Genomic DNA, 22,969 nt, shown 5'->3' with positions numbered 1-22,969 from the left:
GTCGGAAAACCTGTCCGCGACGCCTTTCGGCAGAAGAGACGCTTTTCGGCGTACGGGCGGGTACGGCCCGGTGCCGGTGCGGAAGGGCGGCGCGGAACCACCGCGGACCACTATCCGCGACCCGCTTCGGCAAGGTCAAGAAGATTGTGTCGATGCAGTGCATCGCCTGGCGCGGTGCAGAAAGGCGGTCGGCCGCCGGGCGGGCCGATGCCGCTGGACGCCGGGAACGATAGCCCCGATAATCGTCGAATTGCCGACGCACGGACCTCCGGTATGAGACGGACGGAAACACCGCCGCGGCGCGGCGGGATATCGCCCGGGGCGTCCGGCCCGGAATTCAGACGAACTCGGGAGGAACAATGGCGGGCTTGGGAGAGCCGTTCACCGTGGGCGACCTGACGGTCCCGAACCGGATCGTGATGGCGCCGATGACCAGGATGAAGTCCCCCGGAGGGGTGCCGGGCCCGGACGTCGCGGAGTACTACGCCCGCCGTGCGGCCCACCGGGTGGGGCTGATCGTCACGGAGGGCACCTACATCGGCCGCCCCGCCGCCGCGGCCTACGACGGGGTCCCCCACTTCCACGGCGAGGAGGCGCTGGCGGGCTGGTCCCGGGTGGTGTCGCTGGTCCACGCGGCCGGCGGCCGGATCGTCCCCCAGCTGTGGCACACCGGGGTGCAGCGCCCGGGCACCGAACCGCCCGCCGAGGGGCCCTCCGGGATCGGCCTGGACGGCGGCCCGGCCGGGCGGGCCATGAGCCAGCAGGACATCGACGACGCGGTGGCCGCCTTCGCGCGCGGCGCCGCGGACGCCGAGCGGCTCGGGTTCGACGGGGTCGAACTGCACGGCGCGCACGGCTACCTGATCGACGACTTCCTGTGGCACGGCACCAACCGCCGCACCGACCGCTACGGCGGCGACCCGGCCTCCCGGGCCCGCTTCGCGGCCGAGGTGGTGCAGGCCGTCCGGGCGGCGGTGAGCCCGGGGTTCCCGGTCCTCTTCCGGCTCTCCCAGTGGAAGGTCGGCCGCTACGACGCCCGGATCGCGGAGAGCCCGGAGGAGCTGGAGCAGCTGCTGACCCCGCTGGCCGAGGCGGGGGTCGACGCCTTCCACGCGTCCACCCGCCGCTACTGGCTGCCCGAGTTCGAGGGCAGCGACCTCAACCTGGCGGGCTGGGCGCGCAAGCTCACCGGCAAGGCCGCCGTGACGGTCGGTTCGGTCGGCCTGGACCGCCAGTACGGCGAGGGCGTGTTCACCGACGGCTTCACCCGGCCGGCCGGGCTCACCGGCATCGAGGAGCTGGTCGAGCGGCTGGAACGCGACGAGTTCGACCTGGTCGCGGTCGGCCGGCCGCTGCTGGCCAACCCCGACTGGGCGGAGCGGGCGCTCGGCGGCGGGCTGGCCGGGGCGGTCCCGTACGACCCGTCGGTGCTCGCGACCCTGGTCTGACCACCGGACCGTCTGACCGGCTGACAGAAGGAGGGCCGGGCCCGCGGCGTGTGCCGCGGGCCCGGCCCTCCGGTGTCCCCGCCCGGCGGCGGGGACACCGGCCCCGCTACCGGCCGGCCACGACCTCCCGGAGGGCCGCCAGCCAGTCGTCCGCCAGCCACCGGGCGGTGGCCTCCTCGAACAGTCGGGTGTCGTACTTCAGGAAGGCCTTGTAGCCGTCCTCGTCCCGGTAGACCTCCAGGGCGAGGGGATACTCCCCCGGGTAGGGCAGGTCGTCGAAGGCCCGGAGGTCCAGGTCGCCGGGAGCGGTGGGCGCCCCGTTGGTCAGCAGCTCCGCGCCGTCGAAGTTCTGGAACAGGAAGTTGGTCCGCACCAGCGGTCCGTCCCCGTCGCCCCGGGCCCGGACGATCTCGGCCAGCGGGTAGGCGCCGTGCTCGATCCCGGCCAGCACCCGGCGGTGGAGGGAGCGAAGCAGCCCGGCGACGTCCTCCGTGGCGGTGGACCGGATCGGCAGGCAGTTCGCGAACTGGCCGACGACGTCCTGGAACCGCTCCTCGTAGCGGGCGGCCGTGGTGACCCCCGCGATCAGGTCGTCCTGGCCGGTCACCCGGTGGAGGAAGCGGGTGTAGCCGGCGAGCAGCACGGTCGAGGCGCTGACCCGGTGGCTCCTGGCCGTCGTGGCGACCGCGTCGGCCAGCTCCCGCGGCAGCCGGGTCACGACCACGTCCGCGCGCGGCAGCCGCCCCGGGACCGGCGGGCGGTCGTACGGCAGGTCCAACCGCCCGTCCGCGCCGGCCAGTTCGGCCAGCCAGTGGTCCCGGTGCCGCTGCCCGCGCGGGCCGGCCAGCAGCTCCTCCTCCCAGGCGGTGTAGTCGCCGAACTCGGCGCTCCGCAGCCGTCCCCGGCCCCGGTAGGCGTCCTTGAGGGTGCGGACCAGCAGGGCCGTCGAGGTCCCGTCCAGCAGGATGTGGTGCGCGGTGACCAGCAGCAGCCGGCGGCCGTCGGGCAGGGCGGCCAGGTGCGCCCGGACCAGCGGACCGGCGGCCAGGTCGAAGGGCGCGCCGACCAGTTCGCGCAGCGCGGCCAGCCGGCCGTCCCGCGTGGTGGGCGTGAGGTCGACCCGTTCGAAGGAGGGGCCCCGGGCCGGATCGACGTCCAGGTACGGGACGCCGTCCCGCTCGGCGACCACCGCGCCCAGCAGCGGGTGGATCCGGGCCTGCTCCCGGACCGCGCGTTCCAGCGCGGCCTCGTCCGGGTCGCCGTGGACCTCGAACAGGAGCGGGAGGTGGTAGGCGACGGAGTCCGGGCAGCGCACCTGGTCCCGGTACATGGTCAGTTGGCCGCGGGACAGCGCCCAGCGCCGGCCGGGTTCACCGGTGGTGCCGGTGCTGTCGGGGGCGCCGGTGGTGTCGGGGGTGCCGGCGAGGCGGGCGCAGAGGGCGTCGACGCTCTCGGCCTCGAACAGCAGGGTGGGGGAGACGTCCTCGCCGAAGTCCTCGCGCAGGGCGTTGGTGAGCTGGAGGACCAGGATCGAGTCCAGGCCGTAGTCGGTGAGCGGGGCCGAGGAGTCGATCCGCTCGGCCGGGATGCCGAGCACGGTCGCCGCCTTGGCCAGGACCAGCGCCGCCGGATCGGCCGGCGGCCGGGCGGGCAGGGTGTCCACCGGCCGGGCGGGCCGGGGGTCGACGGGCCGGCTGTCGACGGGCCGGGCGGGCCGGGGGTCGACGGCGGGCGCCTGCGGTCGGGGGTCGACGGAGGGCGCCTGCGGCCGGGTCGGCGGGGTGTCGACGGCCCGGGCCGGCGAGCGCCGGTCGGGCGCCGCGGACGTCTCCCGTCCGCCTCCCGCCGGTGCCGCCGGTGCCGCCGGCACCCGCTGCCGGGCCACCCCGTCGCTCTCCGCCGCGATCACCTGCTGCCCCAGCGGGAGCGCCCGGGACACCGGGAACACGACGGTGCGGAAGCCCTCACCGGCCAGCACGTCCCGCCAGTTCCCGGGCGACAGCGCCGGCGAGCCGGGGATCCGCAGCGACCGGTCGTCGAACAGCCACCAGCCCTCCAGCAGGCCGAAGGTCACGTGGCTGAACAGGTCGAACGCCGAGAGCTCGTTCAGCAGCAGCCAACCGCCGGGCCGCAGCGCGGCCTTGGCATTGCGCAGGGTGTTGCGGGTGTCCTTGGTCGCGTGCAGCACGTTCGCGGCGATGACCAGGTCGAAGGCGCCCTCGGCGACCTCCTGCCCGGCCAGCGGCCGTTCGATGTCGAGCAGTCGGCAGTCCAGGTACGGGACCTCCGGCCCGTACGAGGCCCGGGCGTGGTTCAGGAAGGCCTTGGAGACGTCCGTGTAGACGTAGCGCTCGATGCTGTCCCGGTACGGCTGGAGGGCGGCGAACATCCCCACGCTGGTGCCGCCGGTGCCCGCGCCGACCTCCAGGATCCGCAGCCGGGCGCCCGGGTCGCGGCGCAGCCGGTCGGCGACCAGGCCGGCGGCGGTGGCGGCCATGGCGCGGTTGAACAGGTCGGCGGCGCGGTTGTCGCGGTAGCAGCCCTCCACCAGCTCCATGGAGCCGCGCGGGAACATCACGTCGGTGGGCCGGACGCGGCCGGTCAGGATCCCGGGCAGGGCCCCGAGCATGGCCGCGGCCAGGCGCAGCTCCGCCGCCCGGTCGGGGTCCGCGGACCACCGGGCGCACTGCCGCTCCCACCGGGCCAGCACCTGGTCCGCGGGCTCCGCCGGCACCAGGAGCCGCTGGGCGTGCTCCCACCACTGGGCGTACTGCGGCAGGACCGCCGCGCGGTCGACGTCGGCCAGCTGGGCGGCGAGGACCTTGGCGAGCCACGGGTCCCGCTCGGCCCGCCGCCACCGGACGACCTCGTCCAGGGCGGCGTCCGTCTCGTCGACGCCGGCCGGCAGCGTGCCGGGGCGCGGCAGGACGGCCGGGCCGTGCGCGGAGACCCGGGTGGCGCGGTCGAAGTTGGGCAGGGTGTTGCGCCGGTCGGTGCGGACGTAGGCGAGCTGCCGCTGCGGGCCGCCGAGCAGGGCGGCCAGGGCGGCGAGCCCCTCCGGCGGTTCGATCGACACCAGCCCGACCCGGGTCATCCGCTCCCGGTAGAACTCGGAGGTGACGCTCCCGAGTCCGCCCCACCAGCCCCAGTTCATGACCCGGACCGGGGCGTCCCAGTGCTGCCCGAGGGCGTGCGCGTAGGCGTCGCTGAAGGTGCAGCCGGCCGCGTAGTTGCCCTGGCCGGCGGCGGTCGTGAAGGACTGCATGGAGGACAGCAGGACCGCGAAGTCGAGCGGTTCGCCGTCGAAGGCCTCGGCCATGGCGGTCGTCACGTCGACCTTGGCGGCCAGCGCGGCGCGCAGGTCGGCCTCGTCCATCCGCGCGACGGTGCTGTCCCGCAGCACCAGCGCCGCCTGGACGACGCCGTGCACCCGCGGGTGGCGGCGCCTGACCTCGGCCAGGGCCCGGCGCAGCGCGGCCGGGTCGCCGGCGTCGGCCTGGAGGTAGCGGACGTGCTCCGGGCCTCCGGCGGAGCGGATCCGGTCCGCCACGGTGGCGTCGTGCGCCCGGCGGCCGATCCAGGTGACGTGGGCGCCGTGGTTCCGTACGACGTGCCGGGTCCACGCGGAGCCCAGCCCGCCGGCGCCGCCGATGACGACGTACACGCCGCCCTCCCGGTACACCGGCCGCTCCGGGGCCTCGCACGGGGCCCAGCGGCGAGCCAGCCACTGGCCGGTCCGCCGGACCCAGGCGTCGTCGGGGGACTGGGCGGGCAGGGCGGTGAGGTCCGCGGGCCAGCCGGAGCCGTCCAGGTCGACGCGGCGGACGGTCCAGTTGCCGTACTCCCGGCCCAGCGAGCCGAACAGGCCGTGCAGCCCGGCGTGCGCGGGCTGGACCTCGTCGTCCGCGTGGGTGGCGAGCGCACGGGTCGTCACCAGGGTGATCCCGAGCGGCCTGGCGTCGTAGCCCGCCGCGACCAGCGCCTTCACCAGGCGGAACGCGGCGACCACCCCGTCCTCCTGCGCGGCGGTGTAGCCGGCGGCGTCGGTGGGCGCGAGGTCGGCCTCGGGGGCGGCCCACACCAGGTGGTCGACCGGTCCGAGTCCGCGCAGCGCTGCGGTGGCCTCCTCGACGCTCGCCGAGGCCGGCAGCGGCCAGTGGAGCGCGCCGTCGAGCGGGGCCGGGCCGCCGACGACCAGGACGCGGTCGGCGCCGGAGGGCACCGGGGGGCCGTCCGCGGGGATCGGGTCCCAGACCGGGGCGTAGAGGGCCGGTTCGACGGCGGTTTCGACGGCGGCCTCGATGGCGCCTTCGACGGCGGGCTCGGGCCGGTCCGCGCCGGCCGTTCCGGTAGGGGCCTCCGGGCGGGGTTCGGTGCGGCTCCCGGTCCGGCGGGAGCTGTAGCCGACCAGCCGTACCCGGACCTCGCCGTCCTCGTCCACCAGATCGATGTCGAGCCGGCCGAGCGGCCCGGCCGCCAGGCCCCGCACCACGGCCGTCATGGCCGGGGTGCAGGGGGCGAACAGCTCGAGCCGCTCCAGCGCGAACGGCACGGCGGTGTCCCGCAGTTCGGTCAGGTGCGCCGCGACGGTGGCCTGGATCGCCGAGTCCAGCAGGGCCGGGGTGAGCGCGCCCGGCTCGGCCGCGTCGGGCAGGACCAGGTCGGCGAGCACCGTGTCGGGGCCCACGTGCGCCTGCCGGACGGCCCGCAGGCTCGGGCCGTGCTCGATGCCCATCGACCGCAGGGCCTGGTGGATCCGTTCGCCGGGCACCGTCTCCGGGCACCGCGCGCGCAGCGCGGCGAGGTCCACCCGGGCCGGGCGCGGGGCGTCGGAGGGGGCCAGGGTGCCCTCGCTGCGGACCGTCCCGCCGGTCGACAGCGTGAACCGCCGGCCGCCGCGGGCGTCGGTGCGCAGGTCGACCAGCACCTCGACGGGTTCCGGCCCGACCTCCAGCGGCCGGACCCACGTCACGTTGGTCATCCGGACGCGGGTGCCGCCCAGGGCCCGACGGGCCAGTTCCAGATGGGCGACGGCGGGCAGGATGTGCCGGCCCTGCACGACGTGGTCCCGCAGCAGCCCGTCCGTACGGGACAGCGTGACGCGGTCGTGGTCGCGGTCGTGGTCGCGGTCGCGGCCCGCCGCCGGCCCGTGCCGGTCCGGGGCGAACGGGTAGGTCGGCAGCGGGACGAGGCGTCCCCCGGCCGGGGCCGGCGCGTCCCCGACCGGACGGGCGGGCGCGATGCCGTCGAGCACCGCGACCAGTTCGGCGGTGTCGCCCACCAGGCACTCGAAGCGGTGCTCGAACCGCTTCCGGCCGACCCACAGCGTGTGGGCGAGGTCGCGCAGCTCCACCGAGGGGTGGGCGCGCAGGTGCGCCGCGAGCCGGCGCCGCTGCTCGGCGAGCTGCTGCTCCGTCCGGGCGGACAGGACCACGGGGTGGTCCGCCCTCGGCGCCGGGGGCCGCTCGGCCGACGGCGCCTCCTCGATGACGACGTGGGCGTTGGTGCCGCTGGCCCCGAAGGAGCTCACCACGCCGCAGCGCGGGCCGGCGGCGGGGGCCGCCCAGTCACGGGTCCGGGTGTTGACGTAGAACGGGCTGCCGGCCAGCGGGACCGCCTCGTTGGCGGTCTCGAAGTTCAGCGCGGCGGGGATCCGCCGGTGCCTGAGCGCCAGCAGGACCTTCAGCACGCCCGCGATGCCGGCGGCGAACTGGGCGTGCCCGATCGTGGTCTTCACCGAGCCCAGCGCGCAGTACTCGGCGCGGTCGGTCCGGGCGCGGAAGACCCGGTCCAGGGCCCGGAACTCGATCGGGTCGCCCAGCGGCGTGCCGGTGCCGTGCGCCTCGACCAGGCCGATCCGCTCCACGTCGACGCCGGCCCGCTCGTACAGCCCGCTGATCAGGCTCTCCTGGGAGACCGAACTCGGGGCGGTGATGCCGTTGGTGGCGCCGTCCTGGTTGACCCCGACGGCGGTGATCACGCCGTGGACGTGGTCCCCGTCCGCCAGCGCGTCGGCGAGCCGCTTGAGCACCACCACCCCGACGCCCTCACCGGGGACGAACCCGTCCGCCCGGTGGTCGAAACTGTGGCAGCGCCCGCTCGGGGAGAGCATCCCCGCGCGGCCCGCGAGCCCGTACAGCCGCGGCGTGGACTGGACGAACACCCCGCCGGCCAGGGCCATCGAGGTCTCGCCGGACCAGAGGTCCTTGCACGCCAGGTCGAGCGCCACCAGCGAACTGGAGCAGGAGGTGTCGACGGCGATCGCCGGGCCCTTGAGGTCCAGGGCGTAACTGACCCGGCTCGGGATCACCGAGGCCATGTTGCCCCACAGGGCCTGCGCCGGCGCGTCCCCGTCGAGCAGCTCCAGGTAGTCCCCGGCCCAGGCGCCGACGTACACGCCGCACGGCCGCCGGTCCATCCGGCCGGCGTACCCGGCGTCCTCCAGGGCCTTCCACGACTCCTCCAGCAGCAGCCGCTGCTGGGGGTCCATCGCGGCGGCCTCGGTGCCGGAGATGTTGAAGAACAGCGCGTCGAACTCGTCGATCCGGTCGAGGAACCCGCCCCGGGTGCACGCGCTCAGGCCGTCGAGGCGGAAGCGGGTGGCGTCGGTGACCAGGTCGTCCCCGTTCTCCAGCCGCGTCCACAGCTCGTCCAGCGAGCCGGTGCCCGCGAACCGGCCGCTCATGCCGACGACCGCGATCGGGCCGCGGTCCACCGGGCCGGGGGCGGCTCCGGCGTTCGGTGCGGCGTCAGGCGCGGCGCCCGGTGTGGCGTCGAGCGTGGCCGAGGGCCGGGCCCCGCCGTCGGTCCGGGCGGGCACCATGGCGTCCCGGTGCTCGGCGAGCAGGTGCGCGGCCAGCCGGTCGACCGTGCTGTGGTCGAAGACCACGGTGGTCGAAAGGTCCAGCGAGAGCGCGGTGTTGAGCTCGTGGACCAGCCGGACGGCGAGGATGGAGTCCAGGCCCAGATCGGCGAACGCCGACCCGTCGAGGACCTCGCCGGTGTCCATCGCGAGGGCGGCGGCGACCTTCTCCCGCACCAGCGCGGGCACCAGCCCGTCCAGGTCGGCCAGGTCGTCCGCCGGTTCGGCCGGTTCGTCAAGACCGGCCAGGTCGTCCAGGTCGACCGGTTCGGCGGCCGCGGGGGGAACGGGTGCTGCGGGGGGAACATCCCCGGACCGGGCCAGGTCGCCGATCCAGAACCGTTCCGCGGCGAACGGATAGGTGGGCAGGGCGATGGTCCGCCGCGCCTCCCGGTGCGTGCCGCGCCAGTCGATCGCGACGCCGGACGCCCACAGGGCCGCGACCTTGGACAGCTCCCCGGCGGCGCTCCACCGCCGGACGAGCAGCTCCTGGAGCTCGCCGTCCGCGGTGAGTTCCGCGAGCAGCCCGTCGGGCGCCGTCCCCGCGCTGCCCCGGAGCCCCCGGCCCTCGCGCAGCGCGTCCCGCAGCTCCCCGGTGGAGGAGACCACGACCGCGTACCGCTCGGCCATCGCCTCCCGTCCCACCTGGAGGGTGTACGCGAGGTCGGCCAGCGGGGTGTCCGGGGCCCGGTCGAGGAACGCGGCCAACCGGTCGACGGAGGCGGCGAGTCGGTCGGGGGTCCGGGCGGAGAGGACGACGACGTGTTCGGCGCCGTCCTCGGTGCCGTCTGCGGGTTGCACGGGGTACTCCTCGACGATCACGTGCGCGTTGGAGCCGCCGGCACCGAAGGAGGACACCGCCGCGATCCGCGGGCCCTCGCTGTGCCAGGGCGCCGCTTCGCGCTGGAGCCGGAAGGGGGACGACCCGAAGTCGATGTTCGGGTTGGGCTGTTCGGCGTTCAGGGTGGGGACCAGTTCCCGGTGCCCGAGCTGCAGCAGCACCTTGGTGAGGCCCGCCACGCCGGCGGCGGCCTCCAGGTGCCCGATGCCGGACTTCACCGAACCGAGCGCGCAGTACTGGCGGTCCTCGGTGTCCTGCCGGAACGCCGCGGCCAGGCCGGCGACCTCGATCGGGTCGCCCAGCTCGGTGCCGGTGCCGTGCGCCTCGACGTACCCGACCTGCCGCGCCGAGACGCCGGCCCGGTCGAGCACCTGACGGATCAGCGCGGCCTGGGCGGTCGGGCTCGGCACGGTGTAACCGGTGCTGCGCCCGCCGTGGTTGACGCCGGTGGCGCGGATCAGGCCCAGCACCCGGTCCCCGTCGGCCAGGGCCCGGGACAGCGGCTTGAGCAGCACGCAGCCGACGCCCTCGCCCGGGACGAACCCGTGGCCGCCGGCGCCGAAGCTGCGGCAGTACCGGTCGGGCGAGAGCATGCCGGAGCGGCACAGCTCGACGTAGTCCAGCGGGTGGGTGTAGACGTTCGCGCCGCCGGCCAGGGCGACCTCGCAGGCGCCGCTGCGGAGTTGCTCGCAGGCCTCGTGGATCGCGGTCAGCGAGGCCGAGCACATGGTGTCCACGGTCAGGCTCGGCCCGCGCAGGTCGAGCAGGTAGGAGACCCGGGCGCTCAGCGAGGCGAACGACAGCCCGGGGACGACGAGTTCGCCCGAGGGCAGCCGGCCCGCAGGGTGCCGGGCGTGCCCGACCTTGGTGACGCCGGCGAACACCCCGACCCGGTGGTCGTGCTGCTCGGCGAGGCGGGCGCGGGTGTACCCGGCGTCCTCCAGCACCTCCCAGGCGGCCTGGACGAACAGCCGCTCCTGCGGGTCCATCGCGTAGGCGTCGCGCGGGGCGATGCCGAAGAACCTCGGGTCGAAGTCGGCGAAGCCGTCCAGGAACCCGCCCCACTTGCTGTAGCTGCGCCCGGTGGTCGCGGCGGTGGTGCGGTCCGGTTCGAAGAAGCCGTCCAGCGGCCACCGGTCGATCTCGCGGACGCTGTCGCGGCCGGCCCTGAGGTTCTCCCAGAACTCGCCCAGGTCGGCGGCGCCCGGGTAGCGGCCGCTCAGCCCGATGACGGCGATCGGCTCGTCGGGGCCGGCGGCGTGCCCGGCGGCACGTCCGACGGCGGGTTCCCCGGCGGGGACGGTCCGTCCCGAGGGGGCCGCCGGGGCGGGCCCGGTCGCCCGCTCCGGTACGGGTTGCGGTACGGACTCCGGGCGGTGCGCGCCGCCGAGCCGGGCGGCCACCGCCCGCAGGGTCGGCTGCTCGTAGAACAGGGTCGAGGAGGCCTCGGGGTAGAACGGGGCCAGCGCACGGTTGAGCTGGATCACCATCACCGAGTCGAGACCGATGTCGACGAACGGCCGGTCCGGGTCCACCGCCTGCGGGGGCAGCTTGCTGACCTCCGCGAAGACCTCCCGCAGGTGGTCCAGCACGGCGCGGTCCGCGGTGCGGCCCCCGGACGGTGCGGGCGCGGGCTGAGCGGCAGCGGCAGGAGCAGCGGCCGGGGCGGGCGAGCCGTGGTGCACCCACACCCGGTCCGCCCCGGTGTGCCAGGCGTCGACCAGGGCGGCGAGGCCCGTCGGCGTCGGCATCGGTACCAGCCCCCGGTCCTCCCGCAGGTAGGCCAGGGTGCGGTCGTCGACGGTCATGCCGCCGTCCTGCCACAGCGGCCAGGCCACCGAGAGCGTCCGGCCCCGCCGTTCCCCCCGGGTGACCGCCGCGTTCCGGGAGGCGGCGAACTCGTCGAGGAAGGCGTTGGCGGCCGCGTAGTCGCTCTGCCCGGGGTTGCCGGTGACGGCGGCGCCGGAGGAGTAGGCCAGGACGAACTCCAGCGGGCAGTGCGCGGTGGCCCGGTCGAGGTGGACGAGGCCGTCCGCCTTGGCGCCGAGCACCTCCTCCCACTGCGCCGCGGTCTTCTCCGCGAGCAGGGCGTCGCGGACCACTCCGGCGGCGTGCACCACCCCGGTGACCTCGCCCGCCTCGGCGACGAGGTGGCGGACCTCCTCCCAGCGCGAGAGGTCGGCCCGCACGTAGCGCGCGACCGCGCCGGCCTGCCGCAGGTCGGCCAGCAGCGCCTCCACCCGCTCGTCGGCCGGCGACCGGCCCGCGAGGACGAGGGTGGGCTGTCGGACGTCGGCGGCGATCCGGCGGGCCGTCGCGGCGCCGATGCCGCCGGCGCCGCCGGTGACGAGGTAGACGCCGCCGTCCCGCCACGGCGGGGCGGAGCCGGTGGCCGGGGGAGCGACGGGGGTCCAGCCGAGGGTCTGCCGGACGCCGTGGCGGTAGCGGACGAGGTCGTCCGCGCCGTCGGCGTTCTCCGTGACCGCGGTGGCCGGGTCGACGCCCGCGGCGCCGTCCAGGACGATCACCTGGCCGAGGACCCCGGGGTCCTCCTTGGCCACCGAGCGCAGCAGGCCGGCCAGGGCCGCCGTGTCCGTGACCACCTGGACCAGCACCGTGCCCTCCTCGGCCGCCAGGCCCCGGACGGTCTCCAGCAGCTGCCAGGACAGGTCGCGGAGCCGGCTCTCCGGCCGCTGTTTGGCGGTCTCCAGCCGGATCGCCCCGGGGACGTCGCCGTCGACCCCGCACAGCACGACCGCGCGGCGGTCGTGGCGGCGGCCCGGTGCGGCGGGGGCCGGAGCCCAGGCCGGGACGGACAGGACCGTGACGGCCTCCGGGGCGGCGGCCGCTTCGGTGTCCGGTGCCGCGACGGGCGCCTGGGCGGGCGCCGGGGCGGGCTCGGCCTCCGGGTGCCAGAAGCGGTCCCGGGCGAAGGGGTACCCGGGCAGGTGCACCCGGCCGGGCGTCGCTCCGCCGGTCCAGGCCGACCGGTCGAGGGCCTCGCCCGCGAGCCAGCGCGCCGCCGGACCGGCGGCCTCGCCCCGGTCGCCGGTGGCGACGAACGCCCGCAGACGGTCGGCGAGTTGGGCCACGCTGGACACCGTCCAGGCGATCCGCTCGGCCATCTCCTCCCGGCCGGCCAGGAGGGTCCAGGCGACCGAGCGCAGGGACACCCCCTCCGACCGCTCCAGGAAGGCCAGCAGGTCCCGGGCCCGGTCGGTCAACTGCCCCGGGGTGCGCGCCGAGAGCGGCACCAGGACGTCCCCGGCGGGCTCCGCCCGGTCCGCCCGGACCGGGACGTACTCCTCGACCACGACATGGGCGTTGACGCCGCCGAAGCCGAAGCTGCTCACCCCGGCGCGCCTCGGCCCGTCCCGGCCGTCGCGGTCGCGCGGACGCGGCCAGGGCTCGTTCTCCCGGACCAGGTGGAAGGGCCCGTCGTCGAGTTCGACGAACGGGTTGACCCGCCGCAGGTGCCGGTTCGCGGGCAGCACCCCGTGCCGGAGCGAGAGCAGCACCTTCAGCAGCCCGGCGATGCCGGCGGCGGACTCCAGGTGCCCGATGTTGGTCTTGACCGAGCCCAGGCCGCACGCGCCGTCGTCGCTGCGGCCGAGTCGGCGGAAGGCCGTGCGCAGCGCGCGGACCTCGACCGGGTCGCCGAGGGCCGTGCCGGTGCCGTGGGTCTCGATGTAGCCGATGGTGTCCGGGTCGAGGTCGCCGACGGCCGCGGTGACCAGCTCGGCCTGGGCGTCGGCGTTCGGCGCGGTGAGCGAGTTGGCCCGTCCGCCGTGGTTGTAGGCGCTGCCCCGGAGCACGCCGAGGATCGCGTCGCCGTCCCGCTCGGCCGCCGCCAGCGGCTTGAGGACGACGGCCCCGACGCCCTCGCCGCGCACGTAGCCGTTCGCGTCGGCGTCGAAGGTGCGGCACAGGCCGTCCGGGCTGAGCATCCCCGCGCGGTGGGCGCTGACGAAGGTGCCGGCGTCGAGCAGGACGTTCACCCCGCCCGCGATCGCCAGGTCGCAGGCGCCGGACCGGATGGCCTCCATGGCGCGGTGCACCGCCACCAGCGAGCTGGAGCAGGCGGTGTCGATGGGCTCGCTCGGGCCGCGCACGTCGAGCAGGTAGGAGATGCGGTTGGCCAGGATCGAGTGGTTGGTGCCGGTCGCGGTGAAGGCGTCCGGCCGCACCCCTCGGGTGCTGAGCAGGGTCGCGTAGTCGTTGTTGGTGACGCCGATGAACACCCCGGTGTTGGAGGGGAGTTCGCTCGGGCGGTGGGCGCTGTCCTCCAGTGCCTGCCACACCGTCTCCAGCACCAGCCGGTGCTGCGGGTCCATCAGTTCGGCCTCGCGCGGCAGGATCCGGAAGAACGCCGCGTCGAAGGCGTCGACCTCGTCGAGGGCGCCCATCCGCCGGGGGAAGTCCAGGGCGGTGATGGCCCGGCGCTGCTCCTCGTCGTAGCGGTCCAGCGGGAAGGCGGTGACGGAGTCCCGCCCGGCCAGCAGGTTCGCCCAGAACTCGCCGAGGTCGCGGGCGCCGGGGAAGCGTCCGGCCGCGCCGATCACGGCGATCGGCGTGTCCGGGGCCCTCCCGGGCCGGTCCGGGAGGGGCCGGCGCCCGGTGGCGGGGGCCGTCGCGGAGGCTGTCACGGCGGCGGTCGCGGGGACGGCGGCCGGGACGGTCGCGGGGCGGGCCGCCGGGCGGCGCGGCGCGGCCGAGGCCCCGTGCTCCGCGACCAGGTGGGCGCCCAGCGCCTCCAGGGTGCTGAGGTCGAAGAACACGGCCGGGCTGACCTTGGCGCCGAAGCGCTCCTCGATCTGCTTGGCGAAGTACACCAGCGAGATCGAGTCGAAGCCGAACTCGTCCATGCCGGTCCGGGGGTCGAGCTCCTCCGGCTCGAACTTCAGCAGCCCCGCCGCGATCTCGCGCAGCACCTCCACGACCCCGTCCGCACCCGAAGGTCCGGACGTGCCCTCCGCCGGCGCGGGAGTACCCGGCTCGGGGCGGAGTACGGCGGGCCGGGGGGCCCGCCGGGCCGCCGGTGGCGTCCCCCCGGTGCCGCACAGCACGCCCTCCAGCGCGCCGAGGACCTCGCCCGAAGCGTCGGCCAGGAGGATCCGGTCGGCGCCGAGGAGGACGTGGGCGACCGGCCCGCCGGACCGGACGGTGACCCGGTCGATCCGGTGCGGCGCGACCCGCTGCCAGTCCGGGTGCCCGGCCCGGCGGGCCGTCCACTGCACGCCCAGGGCGATCGCCGCGAGGACGGACGGTTCGACGGTCACGTTCCGCCGGACGTGGTCCTGCTGGACGCCGGGGCGGGACAGGTGCAGGACGGTGCTGCCGTCCGGGGCGGCGGACACCGCGTCGACGGCGCAGGAGGCGGCCCGGGGGACGACGCCGCCCTCGGCCAGTTCGGCCAGGAGGCCCGCCCGGTCCAGCACCTGCCGCAGGCCGGTGAGGTCGATCCGGCCGGTGGGCGCGTCGGCCGCCCGGACGGTGAACTCGACGGCCGGCGGCCCGTCCCCGGCCCGCACCAGGCCGTGGCCGTCGGCGAACTCCGTGACGAGGCGGTCGGTGGCCGACCAGTCGACCGGCCGCAGCACCCGCAGGTCGTGCACGGCCGGCTCGGCCGCGTACCCGCTGACCTTGGCGGTGGCGAGCGCGAGGTCCACGGCGAAGGTGGACACCACCACGGGGAGCCCGTCCTGGCGGTAGGTGTAGTCCTGGAGGTCGTCGAGCCGCAGGTCCGCGGTGTAGCGCAGGCCGTGGACGTCGGACTCGTTGCGCCCCAGGAAGGGGTGCAGCCGCTCGCGGTGGGCCAGCGGGGCGAGCACGGTCGGCGCGTCCTCGTCCACCTCGACCCAGCAGCGCACCCGGTCGAAGGGGTACGGGGGCAGCGGGACCCGCCGGGCCGCGGGCAGCCGGTCCCAGTCGACGCTGCGGCCCGCGAGCCAGGTCCGGGCGATCTCGTGCTCCGGCAGGTCCCGGCGGCCCGCCGCCCAGCCGTCCAGGGCGGCCAGGGCGGCCGCCCTGTCGGCGGCCACGAAGGCCCAGCGGTGCGGCAGTTCGTTCCTGCCGACCCGCAGGGTGAAGGCGATGTCGGGGAGGTCGGCCTCGCGGGCCCCGGCGAGGTGGTCGCGGAAGACGGCCAGGTGGCGTCCGAGGGCGTCCTCGTTCATGGCGGAGAACACGAACAGCTGCTCGCCGAAGGGCTCCTGGCGCACCGGCCGCGGCGGGTACTCCTCCAGGATGATGTGGGAGTTCATGCCGCCGGCGCCGATCGAGGTGAGGCCGGCCCGGCGCGGGTGGACGACCTCCCGGCCGTCGACCGTGGTGACGACCGGCTGCCAGTCGGCGAGGGTCTGCTGCACCCGGAACGGGGTGTCCGCGAAGTCGATGTCCGGGTTGAGCTCCGTGCTGTGCAGCGACGGCACCAGCTTGCCGTGCCGCAGCTGGAGCAGCACCTTCGCCAGGCCCACCATCCCGGCGGCGGCGAGCAGGTGGCCCATGGTGGCCTTGACCGAGCCGAGCGCGCAGAACTGCCGGTCCTCGGTGTACTTCCGGAACGCCGAGGTGAGGGCGCGGACCTCGATCGGGTCGCCCAGGGCGGTGCCCGAGCCGTGGCCCTCGACGTAGCCGATCGTCCTCGGGTCGATCCCGGCGTCCTCGACGGCCTTCTCGATCGCGCGGGCCTGCATGCCGGGGCTCGGCACGGTGAAGCCGTTGCGCACACCGGCGTTGGACAGGGCGGTGCCCTTGATCACGGCGTACACGTGGTCGCCGTCGCGCTCCGCGTCGACCAGCGGCTTGAGCACCACCGCGCCGACGCCCTCGCCGAGGATGGTGCCGTCCACGCCGACGCCGAAGCTGCGGATCACGTCGGAGGTGCCGGTGGTGAAGTGCTCCTGCGAGGAGGTGATCAGGTTGTACGGGTGCAGCAGCAGGTTGATGCCGCCCGCGACCACCATCCGGCACTCGCCGGCCCGCAGCATCTGCACGGCCTGGTGGACGCAGGTCGAGGAGGCCGAGCACATGGTGTCCACGAAGATCGACGGCCCGGTCAGGCCGTAGAAGTAGGACAGCATGTTCGGGATCGTCCCGGTGTAGCTGCCGCTCTGCGGGGCGCCGCGGGTGAGGCTGTTCTGGAAGCCGTACAGGTTGTAGTGGTTGCTCATCGTCCCGACGAGCACGCCGACGTCGCCCTGGTAGCGGCGCCGGATGGTCTCCCGGGAGTAGCCCGCGTCCTCCAGCGCCTGCACGCCGGCCTGGAGGAACAGCCGCACCTCCGGGGACATCTGCTCGGCCTCGCGCTTGGAGATCCGGAAGTACCGGGGGTCGAAGGCGTCGATGTCGCGCAGGAAGGTCCCGGTCCGGATCACGCTCTTGCCGGGCACGGCCCGGTCGCTGTCGTGGACGACGCGGTGGTCCCAGCGGTCGGCGGGGACCTCGGTGAAGCTGTGCCGGCCGTTCTCCAGCAGCTCCCACAGCTCGTCGAGGGTGTCGGCGCCGGGGTAGCGCCCGGAGACCCCGATGATCGCGATGTCGTGCCGGTCGTCGCGGTCCCGGTGCGGCCCGGACGGCTCCGCGCGGGCCTCGGGGGCCTCGACGGCAGAGGCGGCGCTGACGGCGGCAGGGGTCCGGGCGGGTACCTCGACGGGCTCCGGCTCGGGTTCGGCCTGCGGCACCGCCCCGCCGAGGACGGCCTCCAACTGCTCCCGCCGGGACTCCACGAAGTGGGCGGCGACGTCGGCGATGTTGAGGTACTCGAAGAAGATGGTCTTGGACAGCGGCCCGAACAGCTTCTCCAGCTCGGCGGTCACGCCCATGATGCTCAGCGAGTCGATGCCGTACGCGACGAGGTCGGTGGCCGGGTCGAGGTCCTCCGGCCGGTGCCGGAGGACCTCGGCGACGATCCGCCGCAGCAGTTCCTCGGTCCGCTCGGTCAGGTCCCCGCCGTCGCCGCCGGGTACCGGGCCGGCGGGTGCGGCGTTCCGAACCGGTGTGCCCGGTACGGCGGTTCGGGCCGGTACGGCGGTTCGGGCCGCGAGCGTGGCGCCCGCGCCGTAGCCGACCACGACGTGCGCCGGGGCGTCGGCGCGCAGCGCCCCGCCGAGCGCGCGCAGCCCGTCCTCGGTGGGCAGCGGCTCCCAGCCCCGCTCGCGGCGCATCGCCTCCCGGCCGGCCGCGTCCATCGTCATGCCGCCGTCGGCCCACAGCGGCCAACTGACCGCGACGGTACGGCCGGTGCGCTCGCCGGCGTCGACCAGGGACTGCCGGTGCGCGGCGAACGCGTCCAGGAAGGCGTTGGCCGCGGCGTAGTCGGACTGGCCGGGGTTGCCGTACACCCCGGCGACCGACGAGAAGAGCACGAAGTGGTCCAGATCGAGGTGGCGGGTGGCGGCGTCGAGGTTGAGCGCGCCGCGGATCTTCGGCGCGCCCACGGTGCGGACGTCGGCCAGGTCCTTGCGCACCAGGTACTGGTCGCGCAGGACGCCGGCCGCGTGGACGACGCCGTCGAGCGAGCCGTGGTCGCGCAGGATCGTCTCGACCGCGGCCCGGACCTCCTCGGCGTCGGCCACGTCCACCGGGAGGTGGTGGGCGTCGACGCCGTCGGCGCGCAGCTCGGCGAGCGAGCCGGTGGCGGACCGTCCGCTGAGCACCACCGTGGCCCCGGCGCGGCCGAAGTAGCGGGCCAGGTGCGGACCGAGGCCGCCCAGGCCGCCGGTGATCCAGTACACCCCGCCGGTCCGCAGCTCCGGGACGGCCGGGCCGGCCGCGAGCGGGGCGTCGACGGGCTCCAGCACCTGCCGGACCCCGTCGGCCCGGCGGCGGACCTCACTGTCGGCGCCCTCGTCCGCGCACTCCTCGGCGACGATCCGCTCGATCGTCGCCGGGTCCGCGCCCTCCAGGCCGTCGACGCGCACCACCCGGCCGGTGACCAGCGGGTTCTCCAGGGCCACCGTGCGGAACAGCCCCGCCAGCGGCCGGTGGAAGTGCGCCGGGACCCGCCCGTCGACCAGCACCACGAACCGGTGCTCGGTGGTGGGCCGGGTGAGCAGCAGCTCCCGGACGGCGGCGAACACCGTGTCCGTCACGGCCTCGACGCCGTCGGCCGGGGCCGAGGGGGCGACGCCCGGCAGCTCCGGGGTGTGCGGGGTGCGGGCCGGGCCGCCGGGTACGGCAGGCCGGTCCGTCCACCGGGTGGTGGCGGTGACGACCCGCGGGCCGGTGCCGGTGCCGGTAGCGCGCTGGGCGAGCCCCCGGATCGTGGCGTGCACGGTGCCCTCGTGGTCGCACAGGTCGATGTCGAAGGTGGCCACTGCGCCGGAGCCGCCGGAGGCCCCGGAACCCCCGGAACCGCCGGTCCGCCGGATCCAGGCCCAGCTCTCGGCCGGGCACGGCCCGTGGACCAGGACCTCGTCCAGGGCCAGCGGCAGGGTCGGCCCGGCGGTGTCCGGCATCAGCGTGACGGAGACCTGGAAGGCCGCGTCCAGCAGGCTCGGCGGCAGCAGGTGTCCGGCTCCCTCGGGCTCGGTCGGCCGGATGCGGGCGAGTGCCCCGTCCGGGCCGGTGCGCAGCTCCCGCAGCGCGCGCATGGCCGGGCCGTACTCCAGGCCCTGGGCGTGCAGCCGCCGGTGGACGGCGTCGGGCTCGGCCGGGTCCGGGCAGGAGGCGCGCAGCGCGGCCAGGTCGAGCGGGGCCGGCGGCGCGGCCGGGACGAGTGCGGCGCGGCCGGTGCCGTGCTCCGTGCCGTCGCGTACGAACGCGACGGCGATGCCGTGGTCCCCGGGCGTCAGTTCGACCTGGACGTCGACGGGTTCCTCGTCGACGGTGATCGGCCGCACCCAGGCCAGGTCGTGCAGCCGGACGGTCCCCGTCCCGGTGGCCGAGAGCGCCACGGCGGCCCGGGCCATCTCGACGTAGGCGGCGGCGGGCAGCACCCGCCGGCCGCCGACCCGGTGGTCGTCGAGGAAGGGTTCGGCGCCGGTGAACGTCGAGGTGTAGCGCTGCTGCGCCAGGTCGGAGGTGTTGCGGTGGACGAGGGGGTGCAGCTGCCCGGTGGCGGCGGGGGCGACGGGCTCCGGCACGCGGTACCAGTGCCGGTCCCGCGCGAACGGGTAGGTGGGCAGCCGCACCCGCTGGGCGCCGGGGTGGTGCGGCCAGCTCGCGTCGCCGCCCGCCAGCCAGTCGGCGACCGCGGTCATCAGCTCGGGGTCGGCGCCGGCGGGGTTGGCGGCCTCGCCCGCCGGGAGCTCGCCGGACACCAGCGTCCCCAGCGCGGCCACGAGCTGGTCCCGGTCGGCGACGACGAGCGCGGCCCGGACGGCCAGCGGTTCGCGGCCCACCCGCAGGGTGTGGGCGATGTCGGCCGGCGACTGCTGCGGCAGCAGCGCGGACTCCGGCGCGAGCAGGTGCTCGCGCAGCAGTCCGGCGAGCACCCGCAGCCGCTCGGGGCTGCGCGCCGACAGCGGGACGACGTACGGGCCCGGAGCGCCGGCCGAGGAGGTGCGGCGGTGCGGTTCCTCCATCAGCACGTGGGCGTTGGTCCCGCCGAAGCCGAAGGAGCTGACGCCGGCCCGGCGGGGCGCGCCGTCCACGGCCGGCCAGGGCCGGGTCCCGTCGACGATGTAGAAGGGGCTGCCGGCCAGGTTGATCAGCGGGTTCAGGCTCCGGAAGTTGACGGTCGCGGGCAGTACCCCGGCCGTCATGGCGGCGACGACCTTCACCATGCCCGCCACCCCGGCGGCGGATTCCAGGTGCCCGATGTTGGTCTTGACCGAGCCGATGCCGGTGGTGTCCGGGTCGGGTTCGGTCCCGGCGGCCTCGTGCAGGTTGCGGAAGGCGCGCTTGAGGCCGACGATCTCGATCGGGTCGCCGACCGGGGTGCCCGGCCCGTGCGCCTCGATGTAGCCGACGGTGCCGGGCGCGACGCCCGCCCGGGTGTAGACGTCCTCGATCAGCGCGGCCTGGGCGGTCGGGCTGGTCACGGTCAGCGAGTTGGTCCGGCCGCCGTGGTTGGTGCCGACGCCCTTGATCACCCCGTGGACCGGGTCGCCGTCCGCGATCGCCCGGGCGAGCGGCTTGAGCAGCAGGACCGCCCCGCCCTCGCCCCGGACGAACCCGTCGGCGCCCTCGTCGAAGGCCTGCGCCCGGCCGGTGGGCGAGAGCATCCCGGCCTTGCTGAAGGCCACGAAGTGCTTCGGGGACCAGCACAGGTTGACGCCGCCGGCCAGCGCCAGGTCGCAGTCCCCGTTGTTGAGCGCGGTCACGGCCTCGTAGACGGACACCAGGGAGCTGGAGCAGGCGGTGTCGTTGGTGATGCTCGGGCCGTGGAGGTCGAAGTGGTAGGAGAGCCGGTTGGCGACGATCGAGTACGCCGTTCCGGTCGGGAAGTAGGCGTCGGTCGCCACGTCGTCGCGTTCGATGAGTTCGGCGTAGTCGGCGTGGCAGACGCCCATGAAGACCCCGGTGCGGCTGCCCGCGAGCTCGCTCGCGCGGTAGCCCGCGTCCTCGACGGCCTTCCAGGCGAGTTCGAGGGCGAACCGCTGCTGCGGGTCCATCGTCTCGGCCTCGCGCGGGGAGATGGCGAAGAAGGCGGCGTCGAAGCGGTCCGCGTCCTCGATGAACCCGGCCCAGATGCTGTTGGTCCGTTCGCCGCCGTTGCGCGGGTCCCCGAAGTAGCGTTCCTTGGACCACCGTTCGGCCGGGACCTCGGTGATCAGGGAGCGTCCGGCGGCGAGGTGGTCGAAGAGCGTGGCGAGGGTGTCGGCCCCGGGGAAGCGCAGGGCGAGTCCGATGATGGCGATGCCGTCGGTGGTCACCGGGCCTCCTTTCCGGTCCGGACGGCGTGGCGCCGGTCCACGGTCACTTTCAGGTCGAGCGCCGGGGCGGCCGATCCGCCGTTCCGGCCGGCGCCGTCGAGCACGAACTGCCGGTGGAGCACGGCGGTGGTGAGCAGGTAGACGAAGGCCTGGTCCTCCTTGGTGCTCACGTCCTCGGCGGGCGAGGCCATGACGCGGTCCGTCAGGCGGCGGGCGAACCGCTGGTCCAGGAAGTCGAGCTTGCCCAACTCGGCGTCGGACAGGAGGAGTTCCAGGTAATCCGGGCGGTGCTCCTTGAACACCTCGCTGCCCGGGGCGCGGTAGGGCTGCTTGGGGCGGTCCGTGGTCCACTGCGGCAGCTCGGCGCGGAACGCCTTCTTCAGGACGGCCTTCTCGTTCCACCCGTCGTCGAAGCGGAGGTTGACCGCGGAGGCGGCCCGGACCACCGCCGGGTCGAGGAACGGGCAGCGGTTCTCCACGCTGTGCGCCAGGGCGACGCGCTCGCCCTGGGTCGAGAGCAGGAAGCCGGGCAGCAGGGTCTTGTACTCCAGCCACTGGGCCTTCTGCACCGCGGACATGGCCTGGTAGCCCGGCGCCCGGGCGACCAGGTCGAGCAGGTCGGCGAACGGGTCCTCCCGGGAGGCGAGCAGCCGGGCCGCGAACCTGCCGTTCTGGTAGCGCAGTTCGTGGGAGAACAGGCCGGGCAGCCGCTCGGTGGCGAACTGCTGGTACAGGCCGAGCAGGTGGCCCTGGTGGGCCGGGCCGAAGTGCGCCAGCTCCGGGTGCAGGGTGGCGAGTCCGGCGCGCCGCTCGGTGTCGGTGAGCCCGTGCCAGCGTTCGCGCAGCATGGTCTCGCGGAACAGGGAGTAGCCGAGGAAGGCCTCGTCGGAGCCCTCGCCGCTGAGCACGGTCTTGATGCCGGCGTCGCGGACGTGGCGGGAGAGCAGGAACATCGGGACGAAGGAGGTCCGGAAGGCGGGCACCTCGGCGTGGTACACCGCCGACGGGAGGTTGTCGGCGATGTCCGCGCCGGTGACCGGGAGGGCGGAGTGCAGGGTGCCCAGGTGCTCGGCGACCAGCAGCTGGCTGTCGGACTCGTCGAAGTTCTTGTCCCGGAAGGCCACCGAGAAGGTGCGGACCTGGTGCCGGGACAGCTGCGTGGCGAGGCTGGTGACCACGGAGGAGTCGAGGCCGCCGCTCAGGTAGACGCCGACCTCCACGTCGGAGCGCAGGCGCAGCTCCACCGCGGTGCGCAGGCTCTCCCGGACGAACGCGACCGCCTCCGGCCCGGTGCCGTCGAAGCCCGGTACGTCGAAGGAGAGTTCCTCGTACGCGCGCGGCGAGCGCAGGCCGCCGCCGGCCTCCAGGTAGCAGCCCATGGGCAGTTGGCGGACGCCGGCGAACGGCGTGCGGTCGGGCAGCGGCGTCCACACCGCGTAGATCGACGCGAGGTCCGGCGGGGAGAGCTCGAAGCGGAAGCCGGGGAAGGCGCCGAAGGCCTTCGCCTCGGAGGCGAACAGGAGGGCGCCGCCGTGCTCGGCGTAGTACAGCGGGCGCTTGCCGTACCGGTCGCGGGCCAGGACGAGCCCGCCGGTGGCGGTGTCCCTGATCGCGAGCGCGAACGGGCCGTTGAAGCGGGCGAAGCAGGCCGGGCCCCACTGGATCCAGGCCTGGAGGGCGACTTCGGTGTCGGAGTGGTCGGTGCGGAACGGGCGGCCCAGGCCCTCCAGTTCCGCGCGCAGTTCGACGTGGTTGTAGATCTCGCCGTTGAAGCAGATCCAGTAGCGCTCCGTCGGGTCCGACATCGGCTGGGCGCCGTCGGCGGGATCGACGATCGCCAGCCGTACGGTGCCCATCGCGAGCCCGTCGTCCAGGTAGTAGCCGGCCTGGTCCGGTCCGCGGTGGCGGATGGTCGAGAGCATCGAGGTGATGACCTCGTCGGGTGCTCCGGTCAGTGGTGGGTCCGCGAGGAACCCGGCGATTCCGCACATGGCAGTCC

3 protein-coding genes are annotated in these 22,969 nt (G+C 75.4%); 1 reads left to right on the top strand and 2 read right to left on the bottom strand.

All coding sequences use genetic code 11. The features are described from left to right. Positions 1-359 precede the first annotated feature (359 nt). On the top strand, positions 360-1,448 hold the full coding sequence (locus ACLWS4_RS21710) for an NADH:flavin oxidoreductase (protein ID WP_074002291.1): 1,089 nt from the start codon (positions 360-362) through the stop codon (positions 1,446-1,448). A gap of 106 nt (positions 1,449-1,554) precedes the next feature. Here the strand turns inward: ACLWS4_RS21710 and ACLWS4_RS21705 are convergent, their stop codons facing one another. Continuing rightward, positions 1,555-20,970, bottom strand: a complete 19,416-nt coding sequence (locus ACLWS4_RS21705) for an SDR family NAD(P)-dependent oxidoreductase (RefSeq protein ID WP_416874949.1) — start codon at positions 20,968-20,970, stop codon at positions 1,555-1,557. Continuing rightward, positions 20,967-22,961, bottom strand: coding sequence for an asparagine synthase (glutamine-hydrolyzing) (asnB, locus tag ACLWS4_RS21700; protein ID WP_416874948.1), 1,995 nt, complete (start codon positions 22,959-22,961; stop codon positions 20,967-20,969). Before asnB ends, ACLWS4_RS21705 begins: the two co-directional genes overlap by 4 nt. Between the last annotated feature and the right edge of the window lie 8 nt (positions 22,962-22,969).

This window comes from Kitasatospora sp. SC0581, from assembly GCF_048159585.1.
Taxonomy (GTDB): domain Bacteria; phylum Actinomycetota; class Actinomycetes; order Streptomycetales; family Streptomycetaceae; genus Kitasatospora.
This window is presented reverse-complemented; position numbering and strand designations above follow the sequence as displayed.

Coding starts and splice junctions, on each gene's coding strand:
- ACLWS4_RS21710 (WP_074002291.1), top strand. CDS start 360: ATGGCGGGCTTGGGAGAGCCGTTCACCGTGGGCGACCTGACGGTCCCG.
- asnB (WP_416874948.1), bottom strand. CDS start 22,961: ATGTGCGGAATCGCCGGGTTCCTCGCGGACCCACCACTGACCGGAGCA.